Origin of the sequence: Nonomuraea sp. NPDC049152 (assembly GCF_040648355.1) — a bacterium.
Lineage (GTDB): Bacteria > Actinomycetota > Actinomycetes > Streptosporangiales > Streptosporangiaceae > Nonomuraea.
In genome coordinates this window covers 1-13120 of record NZ_JBEZDO010000058.1, presented here as the reverse complement: position 1 = coordinate 13120, position 13120 = coordinate 1, and the positions used below count along the sequence as shown (strand labels likewise).

General features: G+C 69.1%; 13 protein-coding genes and 1 pseudogene. 8 read left to right on the top strand and 6 right to left on the bottom strand.

Annotated elements, in window-relative coordinates:
- The first annotated feature begins 27 nt into the window (after positions 1-27).
- The 3 genes from AB0B45_RS49790 to AB0B45_RS49780 are packed head-to-tail and all read left to right on the top strand — an operon-like array spanning position 28 to position 3052.
- Positions 28-1104, top strand: coding sequence for a glycosyltransferase (locus tag AB0B45_RS49790; protein ID WP_358145812.1), 1077 nt, complete (start codon positions 28-30; stop codon positions 1102-1104).
- Entirely contained in the window at positions 1101-2054 is a 954-nt protein-coding gene (locus AB0B45_RS49785; RefSeq protein WP_358145810.1) for a GDP-mannose 4,6-dehydratase, read from the top strand. Before AB0B45_RS49790 ends, AB0B45_RS49785 begins: the two co-directional genes overlap by 4 nt.
- Entirely contained in the window at positions 2054-3052 is a 999-nt protein-coding gene (locus AB0B45_RS49780; protein ID WP_358145808.1) for an LCP family protein, read from the top strand. The genes AB0B45_RS49785 and AB0B45_RS49780 overlap by 1 nt, the downstream gene beginning before the upstream one ends.
- A gap of 95 nt (positions 3053-3147) precedes the next feature.
- Here the strand turns inward: AB0B45_RS49780 and AB0B45_RS49775 are convergent, their stop codons facing one another.
- From AB0B45_RS49775 to AB0B45_RS49760, 4 genes are all read right to left on the bottom strand, one after another.
- On the bottom strand, positions 3148-3336 hold the full coding sequence (locus AB0B45_RS49775; protein WP_358145806.1) for a hypothetical protein: 189 nt from the start codon (positions 3334-3336) through the stop codon (positions 3148-3150).
- 75 nt (positions 3337-3411) lie between these two features.
- Positions 3412-3750 (bottom strand): serine hydrolase, encoded by a 339-nt coding sequence (locus AB0B45_RS49770; protein WP_358145804.1) that lies wholly within the window; start codon positions 3748-3750, stop codon positions 3412-3414.
- A 73-nt stretch (positions 3751-3823) separates the two neighbouring features.
- Positions 3824-4642 (bottom strand): ABC transporter permease, encoded by an 819-nt coding sequence (locus AB0B45_RS49765; protein ID WP_358145802.1) that lies wholly within the window; start codon positions 4640-4642, stop codon positions 3824-3826.
- On the bottom strand, positions 4639-5583 hold the full coding sequence (locus AB0B45_RS49760) for an ATP-binding cassette domain-containing protein (RefSeq protein ID WP_358145800.1): 945 nt from the start codon (positions 5581-5583) through the stop codon (positions 4639-4641). Before AB0B45_RS49760 ends, AB0B45_RS49765 begins: the two co-directional genes overlap by 4 nt.
- A gap of 86 nt (positions 5584-5669) precedes the next feature.
- Here AB0B45_RS49760 and AB0B45_RS49755 point away from each other — a divergent pair, with 86 nt between their 5' ends.
- Positions 5670-6488 carry a TetR/AcrR family transcriptional regulator gene (locus AB0B45_RS49755; RefSeq protein ID WP_358145798.1) on the top strand — a complete coding sequence of 273 codons (819 nt, stop codon included), beginning with the start codon at positions 5670-5672 and terminating at the stop codon, positions 6486-6488.
- 1387 nt (positions 6489-7875) lie between these two features.
- On the opposite strand, the gene AB0B45_RS49750 is transcribed toward AB0B45_RS49755, so the two are convergent.
- Positions 7876-8250 carry a hypothetical protein gene (locus AB0B45_RS49750; protein WP_358145796.1) on the bottom strand — a complete coding sequence of 125 codons (375 nt, stop codon included), beginning with the start codon at positions 8248-8250 and terminating at the stop codon, positions 7876-7878.
- 706 nt (positions 8251-8956) lie between these two features.
- Here AB0B45_RS49750 and AB0B45_RS49745 point away from each other — a divergent pair.
- A complete protein-coding gene (locus AB0B45_RS49745; RefSeq protein WP_358145795.1) occupies positions 8957-9607 on the top strand; it encodes a tetratricopeptide repeat protein in 651 nt (216 codons plus the stop codon).
- A gap of 544 nt (positions 9608-10151) precedes the next feature.
- Here AB0B45_RS49745 and AB0B45_RS49740 read toward each other — a convergent pair.
- Positions 10152-10835, bottom strand: coding sequence for a helix-turn-helix domain-containing protein (locus tag AB0B45_RS49740; protein ID WP_358145793.1), 684 nt, complete (start codon positions 10833-10835; stop codon positions 10152-10154).
- On the opposite strand from AB0B45_RS49740, the pseudogene AB0B45_RS49735 reads away from it, so the two are divergent.
- From AB0B45_RS49735 to AB0B45_RS49725, 3 genes and pseudogenes are all read left to right on the top strand, one after another.
- Positions 10812-11519, top strand: a pseudogene (locus tag AB0B45_RS49735) (alcohol dehydrogenase catalytic domain-containing protein); the annotation flags it as partial. The gene AB0B45_RS49740 and the pseudogene AB0B45_RS49735 overlap by 24 nt on opposite strands.
- A gap of 116 nt (positions 11520-11635) precedes the next feature.
- Positions 11636-11890 carry a zinc-binding dehydrogenase gene (locus AB0B45_RS49730; protein WP_358145791.1) on the top strand — a complete coding sequence of 85 codons (255 nt, stop codon included), beginning with the start codon at positions 11636-11638 and terminating at the stop codon, positions 11888-11890.
- On the top strand, positions 11877-13120 hold a 1244-nt coding region (locus tag AB0B45_RS49725), incomplete at its 3' end, for an MFS transporter (RefSeq protein ID WP_358145790.1). The genes AB0B45_RS49730 and AB0B45_RS49725, both read left to right, overlap by 14 nt.

Sequence of the window (13120 nt, the reverse complement as noted above, 5' to 3'; positions counted from 1 at the left end):
CTTATCGCAGCCCAGCACAGTGGCCGCATGCTGCTTCAGGAAGATCTGCAAAGCACGAGCGCCCACACGCGACCGTCGATCCTCATCGGCGCCGGCGGCACCGGCGGACACATCTACCCGGGACTCGCGCTGGCCGCCGCGATCCTGCGCGCCAGGCCTGGCGCGCGCATCGACTTCGTCGGCACGACCCGGGGCCTTGAAGGCCGCCTGATCACCGGATACCCGCTGCACACCGTGGACATGGTTCCTATGATCCGCAGCCAGGCGCTGCGATTCCCCCTGGCGCTGGCCCGTGCCTCGCTGCAGTGCCGCGCCCTGATCCGACGCGTGGGCGCCGGGGTCGTGGTCGGCATGGGCGGCTACTCCAGCGCGCCGCTGATCGCCGGGGCCCGGCTCGCCGGCGTCCCGGCGCTGGTACACGAGTCGAACGCGGTGCCCGGCCGGGCCAACCGCTTCTCCGCCGCGCTCACCTCCCACGTCGCGCTGGCCATGCCGTCCGACGGGCTGGCCGGGCGCGTGGTGGGCATGCCGCTCATGCCCGGCCTGCTGGGCGGCTCCCGGGCCGAGGCCAGGCAGACGTACGGCGTGGCCGAGGGCACCCGGCTGGTCATCGTCAACGGCGGGAGCGCGGGAGCCGTCCGGCTGAACGCGGCGGCCGTCGAGCTGGCCGGGCGCTGGCGTGACCGGCGGGACGTGCGCCTGGTGATCAAGGCAGGGACAGAGGGCGCCGACGTGCTCAACGACCGGCTGGCCGCCCTCGGCGCCGCGCACCTGGCCAAGGCCGTGCCGTACCTGGACCGCATGGACCTGGCCTACGCAGCGGCCGACGCCATGGTGTGCAGGTCCGGGTCGGCGACCGTGGCCGAGCTCGACGTGTGCGGGGTGCCCGCCGTCCTCGTGCCCTACCCGCACGCACCGCACGACCACCAGACCCGCAACGCCATGACACTCAAGGACGCGGTGGTGCTGCCCGACCACGAGCTGTCCGGCACGGCGCTGGAGCGGGCGCTCTCGTCGCTGCCCGCCAGGTCCGCCGGTGGCGACAGCCCACATCTCGACGCGGCCGACAGGCTGGCGGCCTGGACCCTGGAGTTGATCAAGTGAAGAAGGTCCTTGTCACCGGCGCGGAGGGCTTCATCGGCAGCACGCTCGTTGACCTGCTGCTGGCCGAGGGCGTCGAGGTGCGGGCGCTGGCGCACTACAAACCGTACGGCTCGCGCGGTCATCTGGCGGGCAAGGACGTGGAGGTCGTCGCCGGTGACGTGCGCGACGCCGGGCTGGTCATGGCCGCCGTCTCCGGCTGCGACACCGTCTTCCACCTGGCCGCGCTGATCGGCATCCCTTACAGCTACCAGGCGCCGGAGTCCTACGTCGCCACGAACGTCACCGGCACGCACAACGTTGTGCAGGCCTGCCGCAGGCACGGCGTCTCGCGGCTCGTGCACACCTCCACCAGCGAGGTGTACGGCACGGCCAGGTTCGCCCCGATCACCGAGGAGCACCCGCTGCAGCCGCAGTCGCCGTACTCCGCCTCCAAGATCGGCGCGGACATGATGGCGCTGTCCTACTGGCACGCCTTCGAACTGCCGGTCTCCGTGGTGCGGCCGTTCAACGTCTACGGTCCCAGGCAGTCGGCGCGGGCGGTGATCCCGGCGATCCTGTCGCAGCTACACGCGGGCGCCCGGGAGATCAGGCTGGGCGCGCTCACCCCCACCCGCGATTTCACCTTCGCCGAGGACACCGCCAGGGGCTTCCTGGCAGTCGCGCGCTCCGGCAAGACGCTGGGCATGGTCGTCAACATCGGCTCCGGCCGGGAGATCTCCATCGGCGACCTGGCCGAGCTGCTGATCGAGACGACCGGCTCGGACGCCCAGGTCGTGGCCGACACCGACCGGATGCGGCCGCGCGGCAGCGAGGTGGAGCGGCTGCTCTGCGACAACTCCAAGGCCAGGGCGTTGACGGGGTGGGAGCCGCGGGTGCCGCTGCGCGAGGGGCTGCGCCGTACCTCCGAGTGGCTGGCCGCTCGACCGGCTGAACCCGGGTACCAGGTCTGATGCGCTGGAAGTGGCTGCTGCTCGGAGTGGCCGGGGTCGTGGCTGCCACGCTCGGCGGGTTCTACTGGCGGCTCGACAGCGGCCTGCGCACAGCCCCGATGCCGACCGGGCCGCGACCTGCGAAGGTCGCGGCAGCGGAGCTGAACATCCTCGTGCTCGGCAGCGACACCAGGGGTCACGGCAACCGCGCCTACGGCGGCGGAAAGGTGGAGACCCCGCGGGCCGACACCACGATCCTGCTGAACGTCGCAGCCGACCGGCACAGCGCGACGGCGGTGAGCCTGCCGCGCGACACCGTCGTGCCGCGCCCCGCCTGCGGCCCCCACCCCGCCTCCCGCACCGAGCCGTTGAACTGGGCCTTCGCCTACGGCGGCGCCGCCTGCACGATCGCCACCGTCGAGCGGGTCACCGGAATCCGCATCGACCATTTCGTGGTGCTCGACTTCGCCGGGGTGGCCGAGCTCAGCTCGGCCGTCGGCGGCGTCACCGTCACCGTGCCCACCGGCATCGATCCCCGGCACGCCGACGGGCTCAGGCCGGGCAGGCAGAAGGTCAAGGGACGGGCGGCGGTGGCCTTCTTGCGGCTGCGCCACGTGGGCGCCGACCAAAGCGACCTGCAGCGCATCAAGCGCCAGCAGGAGTTCCTGCGCAGCTTCGTGCACCAGGTGAAGGCCGTGGGCCCGGTCCAGGTGGCGGCGCTGTCGCAAGAACCTGGGTCAGGCGGTGACCACGGACGAGGCTCTTGGCAGCCCTGTGGCACTGGCGTCGCTGGCCATGGAGCTGCGCGACCTCGACCCTTCGCACGTGCGCTTCCTCACCCCGCCGCTGCGCCCCTATCCCGGCAACCCTCGCGCCTGGGTGCAGTTCACACCGAAAGCCACGAAGATCTGGCGTGCGCTCCGGAGATAATGATCAACCCGTCACCGCGCCGTGTCTTTGTCCCGTATTCCGGCCGCCCCCATGCACGGAGTGTCACATCATGCCGTGGAGCCTGTTGATGTTTGCCTCCAGGTTATGGAGGACAGCAGGAAGAGTGTCCGCGGTCTCGTGAAGCAGCTCTGCTGACCTGCGGAGATCAAGGGCGGAGAATATGTCAGCGGCGAAGGCCAGGTTGCCGGCCGTCGTCGGTGCTCAGCGCGAGGGTGAAGGATCCCGGGAGGGGGCCGCTGACGCCACGCACGGTCAGGCCGTCCATCCCCGCGTTGTCGAACTCGATCACGCCGAGGCCATAGCGGGCGTGCGGCAACCAGACGACGCTGTCGTTGGCGACCGTGGTCCACATCTCGTGGTGCTGAGCCGGTGGCAGTAGGTCGTGGGATGCGGGTGGAGATAGCTTGTGGCGTCGGCGGGCCGTACGTTAGGTGTGGGTCAGGTCGAGCGGCCGGATGACTGTGCGTTCCACTCGGATGGTGATCTTGTCGCCGTCGTAGCCGCCCGTCTCCATGACGCCGGGCAGCCATGTGTTCACCGGGTCCTCGAGGCTCAGCCTGCCTTCGGCTGCCAGGGCCAGCACGGTGGCGGCGGTGAAGGTCTTACCGGAGCTGTCGATGTGGAGGTACTCCCCGGGCTGACGCCGATGCCCGGTGGCGAGGTCGGCCACTCCTGCGGTGCCGAACCATGTTCCGTCGGCGTCGTGAACTTCGGCGACGATACCGGGAATGCTGTCCTCGGCAGCCCAGTCCAGGATCTGTTGCACCTCTTCGTGGATGTTTTGCGCCGTTTTGATGCCTTTCGGAGGAGAACACGCGGTCTGCAGATGCCTGGAGCGTTCAGCGTCCTCTGCGCATGTAGGCGCGGAGCGACAGCGGGACGAAGATCACCAGCAGCGCGGCCGACCAGAGCAGGACGGCGGTCACCGGATGCGCGAGTGGCCAGGCCACGTTTCCGGACGGGGCGCCCGGGTTGCCGAACAGCTCCCGTGAGGCGGCGGTGAGCGCGCTGACCGGGTTCCAGCCGGCCAGGAAGCGCAGCCATCCCGGCATGCCGTCGGTCGGGACGAACGCGTTCGACAGCATCGTGAACGGCAGGAACAGCGGCACCATCGCGTCGGCGACCTGGTCGTTCTTCACCGCCAGGCCCACATAGACGCCCACCCAGCTCAGCGCGTACCGCAGCACGATCATCAGCAGGAACGCCTGGGCCGTGGGGATCAGGCCGCGGTGCGGCTGCCAGCCCACCAGCAGGCCCGCGCCCACCATGATGGCCAGCATCAGCAGGCCGGTCAGCAGGTCGGCGCCGGTCTGCCCGAACGGCACCGCCAAGCGCGCCATCGGCATGGAGCGGAACCGGTCCATCACACCGCGGGAGGCGTCGGTGGCCATCCGCGTCATGACCCCCATCACCGCGGAGAAGGTCACCATCGCGAACAGGCCGGGCATGAGGTACTCGCGGTAGTCGCCGCCGTCCGGCACCTGGATCGCGCTGCCGAAGACGTACCCGAACAGCACCACCATGACGGCCGGGAAGACCAGCGCGGCGACAATCTGCCCAGGTTCTTGCCGCAGCCGTCCCAGCTCGCGGCCGACCAGGGTCAGCCCGTCGGTGAGCGTCCAGCCCAGGCGACGCAGTGGTGAGGTGAGGGCGGTCATCGGACGGGCTCCTTGCGGTCGGTGAGGCGCAGGAACACCTCGTCGAGGGTGGGGCGGCGCAGGCTCACGTCGGCGGCGGCGACTCCTGCGTGGTCAAGCTCGCGCACGATGTCGGCGAGCCGGAGGCCGCCGACGGGCAGGACGACGCTGAGCCCATCGGCGCCCGTCGGCGTGGGATCGGTGCTGGCGAGGGTGTTCAGGACGGTCATCGCCGCAGGCAGCGCGGCGGGGTCTTCGAGGGTGACGTCAAGGCGGTCCCCGATCGTGGCCTTCAGCTCGTCGGGCGTGCCGGTGGCGATCACCTGCCCGTGGTCGATGACGGCGATGTCGTCGGCCAGGTGGTCGGCCTCGTCCAGATACTGCGTGGTGAGCAGCACCGTGGTGCCATCGGCCACCAGCTCGCGGACGCTGTCCCAGATTTCGCCGCGGCTGCGCGGGTCCAGGCCGGTGGTGGGCTCGTCCAGGAAGAGCACCTTGGGGCGCAGGATGAGGCAGGTGATCAGGTCGAGTCGGCGGCGCATGCCGCCGGAGTAGCCGAGAACCGGGCGGTCGGCTGCGTCCATCAGGCCGAAGCGCTCCAGTAGCTCGTCGGCCCGCCGGTGCGCCTGGCGGCGGGGTAGGTGGTAGAGGCGCCCGAACATGCGCAGGTTGCCACGGCCGGTGAGCTTCTCGTCCACGGCGGCGTACTGGCCCGCGAGCCCGATCTGCTCGCGCACTTTGCCGGCCTCGCGGACGACGTCGTATCCGGCGATGCGAGCGTGCCCGGCATCGGGATCGGACAGGGTCGCCAGGATGCGCACTGCGGTCGTCTTCCCGGCGCCGTTCGGCCCGAGCACGCCGCAGACCGTCCCTCTCGGGACGCTCAGGTCCAGCCCCCGTAGCGCATGGGTGCCGCCGAAGGACTTGTGCAGCCCCTCAGCGACCACGATCGGATCAGGCATAACCCCTCCACTGGGTACGTTGTACGCGGTCATGGCGGCCAGGCTAAGCCACCGAGTACTATGTACGCAACTAGGGGGTGGAGCCGGTGACCGATGCCGAATACGTGAACATCTGGATGCGACCCGAGCGCCCGGCCCGCGGGCCGAAGCCGGTCTACAGCCGCGCGCAGATCACCGAGGCGGCGATCCGGATCGCCGACGCCGAGGGGCTGGAGGCCGCCACCATGCGGCGGATCGCCGCCGAGATCGGCGCCGGCGCGATGTCCCTCTACCGGTACGTCCCGAGCCGCGACAACCTGGTCGAGCTCATGGCCGACCGGCTGATGGGCGAGATCGACGTCACGGGCATGCCCTCGGGCGACTGGCGCGCCGACCTGACCCGCTACGCCGACGGGCTGCGGGCCATGTGGCTGAGGCACCCGTGGATCGCCACCGTGCAGCGGTCGCTCCCCAGCCTCGGCCCCAACCAGCTGCTCTTGATCGAACGGCTGATGGGAGTGCTCGACGCCCTCGTCTCCATCGACGAGAACCTCGGCCTCATGGCCATACTCAACGGCTACGTCGAGGCCACCGTCCGCGAGGAGATCAGCTCGGCCGAGGAATTCCGCCGCAGCGGGCTCAGCGAGTCGGAGTGGATGGCGCGGAGCTACCCGTACGTCGACCGGCTGGTGAAGAGCGGGGAGTACCCGATCTTCACCAAGATCGTGATGGAGGCGCGCCAGCCGCACCTGAGCCGCGACGACCAGTTCCGGTACGGGCTCCAGCGCGTCCTCGACTGCATCGCCGCGGCCCTCCCATCAACGGCCGAGTCTCCGATGTCGGCGCACCGAGAGGGGCGGGAAGAAGAGGACGGGCCAGGGCAGGCTCGTAGTCAACCATCCGAGAGGGCATCAAGAGCGAAATAGACGCACAAGCCATGCCTAAATGCCCACCGAAAAGGCGCAGCGGCGGCCCGTACCTGGTCACGGGTGGAGTCCAGGGCTTGTCGATGCCGGGGTATTCCCTGACGGGGACGGGCTGGACGCCTTCGCGCATGCGACCGGTGTACAGGCGGCTGTCCATCTCCCGGCCGGGGTGGTCACCTGGCCTGCTCGCCAGCCACGACCGCCGCCTGCTGCGTGTCTGCAACCCCTTCCGGCCACACCGAGCCGGACATGCGGGCCTTGAGCGTCGGCCAGCATGGTTGCACAGGTAGAGACCATCGGAACGGCCATCTACGCCAAGCCCGGCCCGGCATCCACTCCCACATCCAGCCCGGCCACGACGAGCGCTGCTTCCTGCGCCAACGGATCGGCGTCTGAAGGGCTCTTGTTGGGCCAGCAGGAGAGACCCGGCCTGCAGAGTGTAGGACCTGCCGCGACCAGCGGTCGGCGCCTGAGACGAGGCAAAGGCATCGCGCCGAAACTCTCCGTTGCCGACCGCCAAACGGCAACACTGGCGACCATGACCTCCCATCCCAACGCGGACGCCGCGGCATTCAGCCCTGGTCGGGTGTCCATCCGGAGGAGCCGAATGCCGTTTCGTGGGTGGCTTGCGACCCCGCAGACGCACGAGATGGCCTTCAGTTCATCCTGCAGTCCATGCCAGTGATCGATTCGGCCGGTCTCCGCAGAGTCGTGAGGAGGCTGGACGCTGAGTTCTCGCGTAGGACGCTGCCCGATCCGAACGCCTGGCTGCTCAGCGAGTGGCATCGAGGTGCGTGGCGTCGCCGCTTGTTTGAACGGTAGGCCGAGCGGCGACCTGGTTTAAGGAGCGGTCATGTCACGGGCTCCGTGGTTGATCGACGACTCGGGATTCCGGGGTTGACGGTCCGCCGTCTGGTGAGGCGTTCGGGCTGGGCCATTCGACGTCTTCGCCGGAGTCGGTGACGCCGAGCTTGTTGTGCACGATGGCGATGCGCCCGGCGTACCGGCGGCGCGAAGCTCGCGGACGACGTAGGCGAGCATCGCCATGGAGTCCTTGCCAGTGCTGTAGGCGATCACGACCAGGTCTTGCGCGAGCAGGTCGGGGACGGCTCGGCCGGGGCCGGCGGCTCGGGCGCGAACTCGGGGGCGTCCAGGAGGAGTTGCACGGAGGGCCTTCCAGGAGAGTGCCGGACGGGGAGGGGCCGCCCGGCGGGCTACGGGGTCAGGAGCCGGACTCGGCGCGCTCGGCGGCCTTCAACTGGGCTTGGAACTCCTCGAACTGCTCGTCGGTGAGGTGCAGGGCCATCAGGTGGGTGACTTTGGCGTGGAGGTCGCGTTCGGTGAGGAGCCGCTCGATCTGCTCCAGGTGGAGCCAGCCGACGAACTTCTAGGCGGTGGCCCAGAACGCGAGGATGGCGACGGTGAGGCTGTCATCGACCAGGAGGGCCTTGGTGCCGACTCCGGAGGTGATGATGGCGGCGGCGATCAGGGCGTATCGAGCAGCACGAACCTTGGTGAACGTCATTGGGGTGTGCCTATCAGGGGTGAGGGGGTTGGGCCCCGCCCGGGGTGGGCGGGGCGGACGTCGAGTCAGCGGACCGGGTGCAGGTGGCGCTCGGTCGAGGGGGAGCGCGCTCAGGTGGCGCTTGGGCTGCCGGTGGCGCGCGATGTAGGGGCTCGCGGCGTCGGTCAGGGCCTGGACCAGCGGGGTTTCGGCGATCCAGGCGCGAGGGTTGGCCGTCATGGCTTCGGCCTCGGCCACGGCGATGTCGACTTCCTGGAGCGCGTGAGCCTGCCCGGGTCAGCGTCGAGAGCGGCGTAACCGTGGCGGATCCAGATGATCGGACGGGATCCCGTCACTTCAGTCCAGCCGTTCCAAGAACGGCCCCTGGTGGGGTGTTCACGAGTGGGTTTGAGCAGGGAGATCCGACAGGGGGCGGAGATCGCTTCCCGCCGGTCGAGTGATCGTTTCCCAGATTCGCGATGGGTACAGCGCGCCGCTGAGCCGTTGAGCCCGTACCGATCAAACGGACCTGGCCAGGTGAGTGAGTACCTCGTCGGCGGCGTCCAGGTGGGTGTCGCGCACGACGTAGCGGGTGATGCCCCGGTTGATGGGTCGCCATAGCGGCGGCGATCTCGTGCGGGGTACCGATCCGCACATACGGCGCAGCGGGCACCGGATGAACCCCGGTGGTGAGGCGTGTAGCGATGTGAGCGGCGACAGATTCGGCGTCGTTAGTGATCTCTATGAGTTGGACCAGGGCTTCGCGGGCTGGTGGCGGCGATGTCCGGCCTGCCGCGCCCTGTTCGATGAGGTCGAGTTGCCGGTCGATGTCGGCGCTGTGCCAGCGGACCTCGTGCCGGTGCCCGTCGGGCAGTGTCCGGCCCATGTGTCCTATGCCATAGATCCTTATGCTTGTGACATCGAAGCTTGAGCGTCACCGAGGGTAGGGACGAGGTAACGCGGGATGCACGCAGAGGGCCGTATCGAGCAGGCCAGGCTGGCCTATGAGCGGGCTGTCTTCGCCGGTGACCACGGCGTGTTGTCTGAGGCAGAGCGGGAGTTGGACAAGGTCGAGGCTGATCTCGCGCTGGCTCGGGGTCGGATCTTGCATGCGCGGTTTCTGGAGGAACGTCGCGAGGATTCCCATGAGCTGGCCTTGATGGAGCGTGCGGCACACCTCTATCGGAGGCTCGGTGATGTAGCCGGAGAAGCTGAGGCGCTGTTCTGGGTGGGGTGCGTCCACCAAGTCATCCGTGGCGATGCTGATGCCGCGATCCCTCTGTTTGAACAGTCTCGAGAGTTAGCGCTACAAGTTGGCGACCTGGGGATCCAATCCGAGGTGCTTCGTCACCTAGGCATCGCCGATCATTCCGCGGGCCGGTTGGATAGTGCACGGGAGAAGTTGGAGGAGTCGGTACGGCTGCGCCAGCGGATTGGGCTTTGGGCAGGAGTTGCAGCCAATCAGGTCGGCCTGATTTACATCGCTGCGGCACAGGGCCGCCGGGACGACGCGCTGGCGCTGGCAGAGGAAGCGTATGCGACCGCGGAGGCCTGCGGTGCCGAGCGCATCATGCGCCAGATTGATGAGGCGAGGGCAGCTTCAGACCCCTGGTAACCGATCGGAACGAGGCCCTGCAGAGGACACGTAGGGGTTTCACCCTCGCCTTGATCGGGGTCCCTGTCAGGATCTGGTACGGCAACAAGGATGACCGGAGCGGCAAACAGGCCGCATGGCTGGCAGCGGCGATCGAGTCCGCGCAGTGCTGCGAGTACGTCGGCGGACACCCGCAAAACGATCTGGCCTTCCGCAGAATGCTGGACCGGTTGGGGGTCTGATCGGGGGAGGCAGGCCGCGGTGCGGGACCATGCCCACCAAGCCTGTTTCGCGTGCTCTTCCAACGGCCTGACACCACCCGAGCCCTCCGCCACACCCATCACGCAGGCCCCAAACCCGCCCGAACACGATTCGGAAGCCTCTGAAACGACAAGATCCCGCCTGACCATCAAGATCAGAGGGGATCCCGTCAACTTCAGTCCAGCCGTTTCAAAGAACGGCCCCTGGTGGGGCGTTCACGAGTAGGTGTGAGCTGGAACGGACCAAGGGCTTTGAAGATCGCTTCCCCGGATGAGAGTGATCGTTTCCCGCTGCTGGGCTGTGTCTACGGCCGTCCTGGCGACTTCGCCTGGTCCGCGGGGGTGTGTTCCCAGCGTCCGGCCAGCAGGGCGGGCGCGGGTTCGGTCCCCGGCAATTGGGGATGCCCGGAGCGCAGGCCGTCGAGCGCGATAGCGATCGTACGCCGGCGGGCGTTGCGGGCCGCGCCGATCAGGTCGGTACGGCCCTGCCGGTCGAGTTGTTCGATCAGGGGTGACTTGCCGAGTTGCTCGATCAGTAGCGAGATGTCCATAGTCCCGGCGTCCGGTCGGAGCACTCCCGCCTGGTGCGCCCGGGCCACCAGTTCCCTCATCAGCTCATCCGACCTGGTGAACTTGGCCGCCATCTCGTCGGTGACGGCGATCGTGCCTGCTAGTGGCCCGAGGGAGCCGCCGCTGAACTCGACGCAGGCGCCGATGTAGTGAGCCAGTCCTTCCCATGGGTCGTCATGCTCCAGGCCGCGTTCGGCGGCCTGGATCCACTGGTCGAGAGACAGTGCGCACAGGTGCTGGAAGAGCTCGTCCTTGGATCGGTAGCGGCGGTAGAGGCTGGCGATGCCGACTCCGGCGCAGGTCGCGATCGCTGCCACCGACGCGTGCGCCCCGTCCACGGCCAGGACCTTCTTCGCGGCCTCCAGGAGGGCCTGATCGTTGCGTTCGGCTTCGGCATGCCGGGGAGCTTTGCGGGTCATGCGCTCACTGTAGCCACCTTGCGAAGCGATTCACTCCGTTATAGCTTTCTCAAACGAAGCGAATCTATCCGTTTGAGGAGTGTCATGCGGGCCGTGGTGATGGAACAGTTCGGCGGGCCGGAGGTCCTGCGGATACAGCAGGTCGGCGATCCCGTCCCGGGACCGGGCCAGGTGCTCGTCGCGGTGGCGTACGCGAGCATCACGTTCGTCGAGACGCAGGTGCGATCGGGCAACGGGCCCTTCGGCAGGCCCGTGCTACCCCGCACGCCCGGCAACGGCGTGGGCGGCCGCATCGTGGCCGTCGGGCCGGACGTGGATCCAGCCCTGGTAGGGGCGGTCGTGGTCACCACCACCGGCGGCGAGGGCGGATACGCCGAACTGGCGCTGGCCCGGGCCCAGGACACGGTCCCGGTGCCTGCGGGTCTGGAGCTCAAGGACGCGGTCGCGCTGCTGGCCGATGGCCGTACGGCTCTGCTGTTGCACCGGCAGGCGCAGGTCAAGCCGGGCGAACGGGTCCTGGTGGAGGCGGCGGGCGGAGGCGTCGGCAGCCTGCTGGTCCAACTGGCCGCCGCGGTGGGCGCCCACGTGATCGGAGCCGCCCGAGGCGTCGGCAAGGCCGAGCTGGTCACCTCGCTCGGCGCGGTCTGCTATGTCGACTACTCCCTGCCCGGCTGGCTGGATCAGGTGGCGGAGGCGACCGGCGGCGCCGGAATCGATCTCGTCTTCGACGGGGTCGGCGGCCGGATCGGACCGAGGCGATTGGGTCGCTGCGCGACGGCGGACGTGCGAGCATCTACGGGATGGCCAGCGGCGCCGACGCCGAGCTCGACGAAGGCGCACTTCGGGCACGCTCCATCGGCGTCATCGGTCTCGCCGCCGCGCCAAGCCCGGCCGAGGCCCGCGCGCTCATCGCCGACGCGCTGAACCTCGCCGCCTCAAGGGAGTTGCGGCCGGTCATCGGCCAGACCTTCCCTCTCGAGGAGGCGGCCGCCGCGCACCGCGCGATCGAGTCGCGCACCACCGTCGGCAAGACCCTGCTCCATGTGCGCGGCTGAGGGCACCCGCATGCCCGCCGAGACCTCCGCCAGAGCCGGAGCCCGGGAGTGGATCGCCCTGGCGGTCCTCGGCGTCCCCGCCGTGCTGGTCATGATGAACATGTCGGTGCTCTACCTGGCGCTGCCCAGCCTGAGCGCCCAGCTGGGGCCCGACGGTCCCCAGCTGCTGTGGATCACCGACATCTACGGCTTCATGGTCGCCGGATCGCTGGTCGCGATGGGGACGGTCGGTGACCGACTCGGGCACCGCCGGATCCTGCTGCTCGGCGCTGTCGCCTTCACCGCCGCGTCCGTCATCGCCGCCTTCGCTCCCAGCGCGGGCCTGCTCATCGCGGCACGGGCGGTCCAGGGCGTCGCCGCCGCCGCGCTGGCACCGTCCTCGCTGGCGCTGATCCGCACCCTGTTCACCGACGCCCGGCAGCTCACCCTGGCCATCACGATCTGGATGATGGCCTTCATGGGCGGCGGCGCGCTCGGCCCGCTGGTCGGCGGCGTGCTGCTGCAGTACTTCTGGTGGGGCGCGGTATTCCTGCTTGCGATTCCGGCCATGGCCCTGCTACTGGTCACCGGACCTTCCCTGATCCCCGAATCCCGCACCTCGGCCTCCGGGCGGCTGGACGCGGTCAGCGTGCTCCTGTCGCTGCTGACCCCGCTGACGATCGTGTACGGCATCAAGGATCTCGCCGTCCACGGCTTCAACCTGCCGTCCGCCGGTGTCCTGGTCGCGGGGCTGGTGATCGGCGCGGTCTTCGTCCGCCGTCAGCGGCGGCTGGCCGACCCGCTGCTGGATCTGGGATTGTTCGCCATCCCCGCGTTCGCCGTATCCGTCACCGGCATGGTCCTGGTCGGGATCGTGCTGTTCGGGACCAGCCTGCTCACCTCGCAATACCTGCAGCTGGTGCTCGACCTGTCCCCACTGGAGGCCGGCCTGTGGCAACTGCCCACCGCGGTCACCGGCACCATCGTGGCCCTGGTGGTCTCCAGCCTCACCGGCCGGATCCGCCCGACCGTCCTCATGAGCGGCGGAGCCGCGTTCGCCCTTCTCGGGCCCGTCCTGCTCACGCAGGCAGACACCAATCCCGTCGTCTTGGTGGCCGGATCCGTCCTGCTGTTCGCCGGGCTGACCCCGTTCATGGCGCTAGGGCGCGTATCGAGTCGTGATCAAGTGGTGGTCCGGGTGAGGTGCTTGACCCAGATCATTGAGGCGCGCAGATGGAGGCCGGCGAGGTA

Coding starts and splice junctions, on each gene's coding strand:
- AB0B45_RS49760 (WP_358145800.1), bottom strand. CDS start 5,583: ATGCCTGATCCGATCGTGGTCGCTGAGGGGCTGCACAAGTCCTTCGGC.
- AB0B45_RS49765 (WP_358145802.1), bottom strand. CDS start 4,642: ATGACCGCCCTCACCTCACCACTGCGTCGCCTGGGCTGGACGCTCACC.
- AB0B45_RS49740 (WP_358145793.1), bottom strand. CDS start 10,835: ATGACCCGCAAAGCTCCCCGGCATGCCGAAGCCGAACGCAACGATCAG.
- AB0B45_RS49775 (WP_358145806.1), bottom strand. CDS start 3,336: ATGTGGACCACGGTCGCCAACGACAGCGTCGTCTGGTTGCCGCACGCC.
- AB0B45_RS49790 (WP_358145812.1), top strand. CDS start 28: ATGCTGCTTCAGGAAGATCTGCAAAGCACGAGCGCCCACACGCGACCG.
- AB0B45_RS49745 (WP_358145795.1), top strand. CDS start 8,957: ATGCACGCAGAGGGCCGTATCGAGCAGGCCAGGCTGGCCTATGAGCGG.
- AB0B45_RS49730 (WP_358145791.1), top strand. CDS start 11,636: ATGGCCAGCGGCGCCGACGCCGAGCTCGACGAAGGCGCACTTCGGGCA.
- AB0B45_RS49780 (WP_358145808.1), top strand. CDS start 2,054: ATGCGCTGGAAGTGGCTGCTGCTCGGAGTGGCCGGGGTCGTGGCTGCC.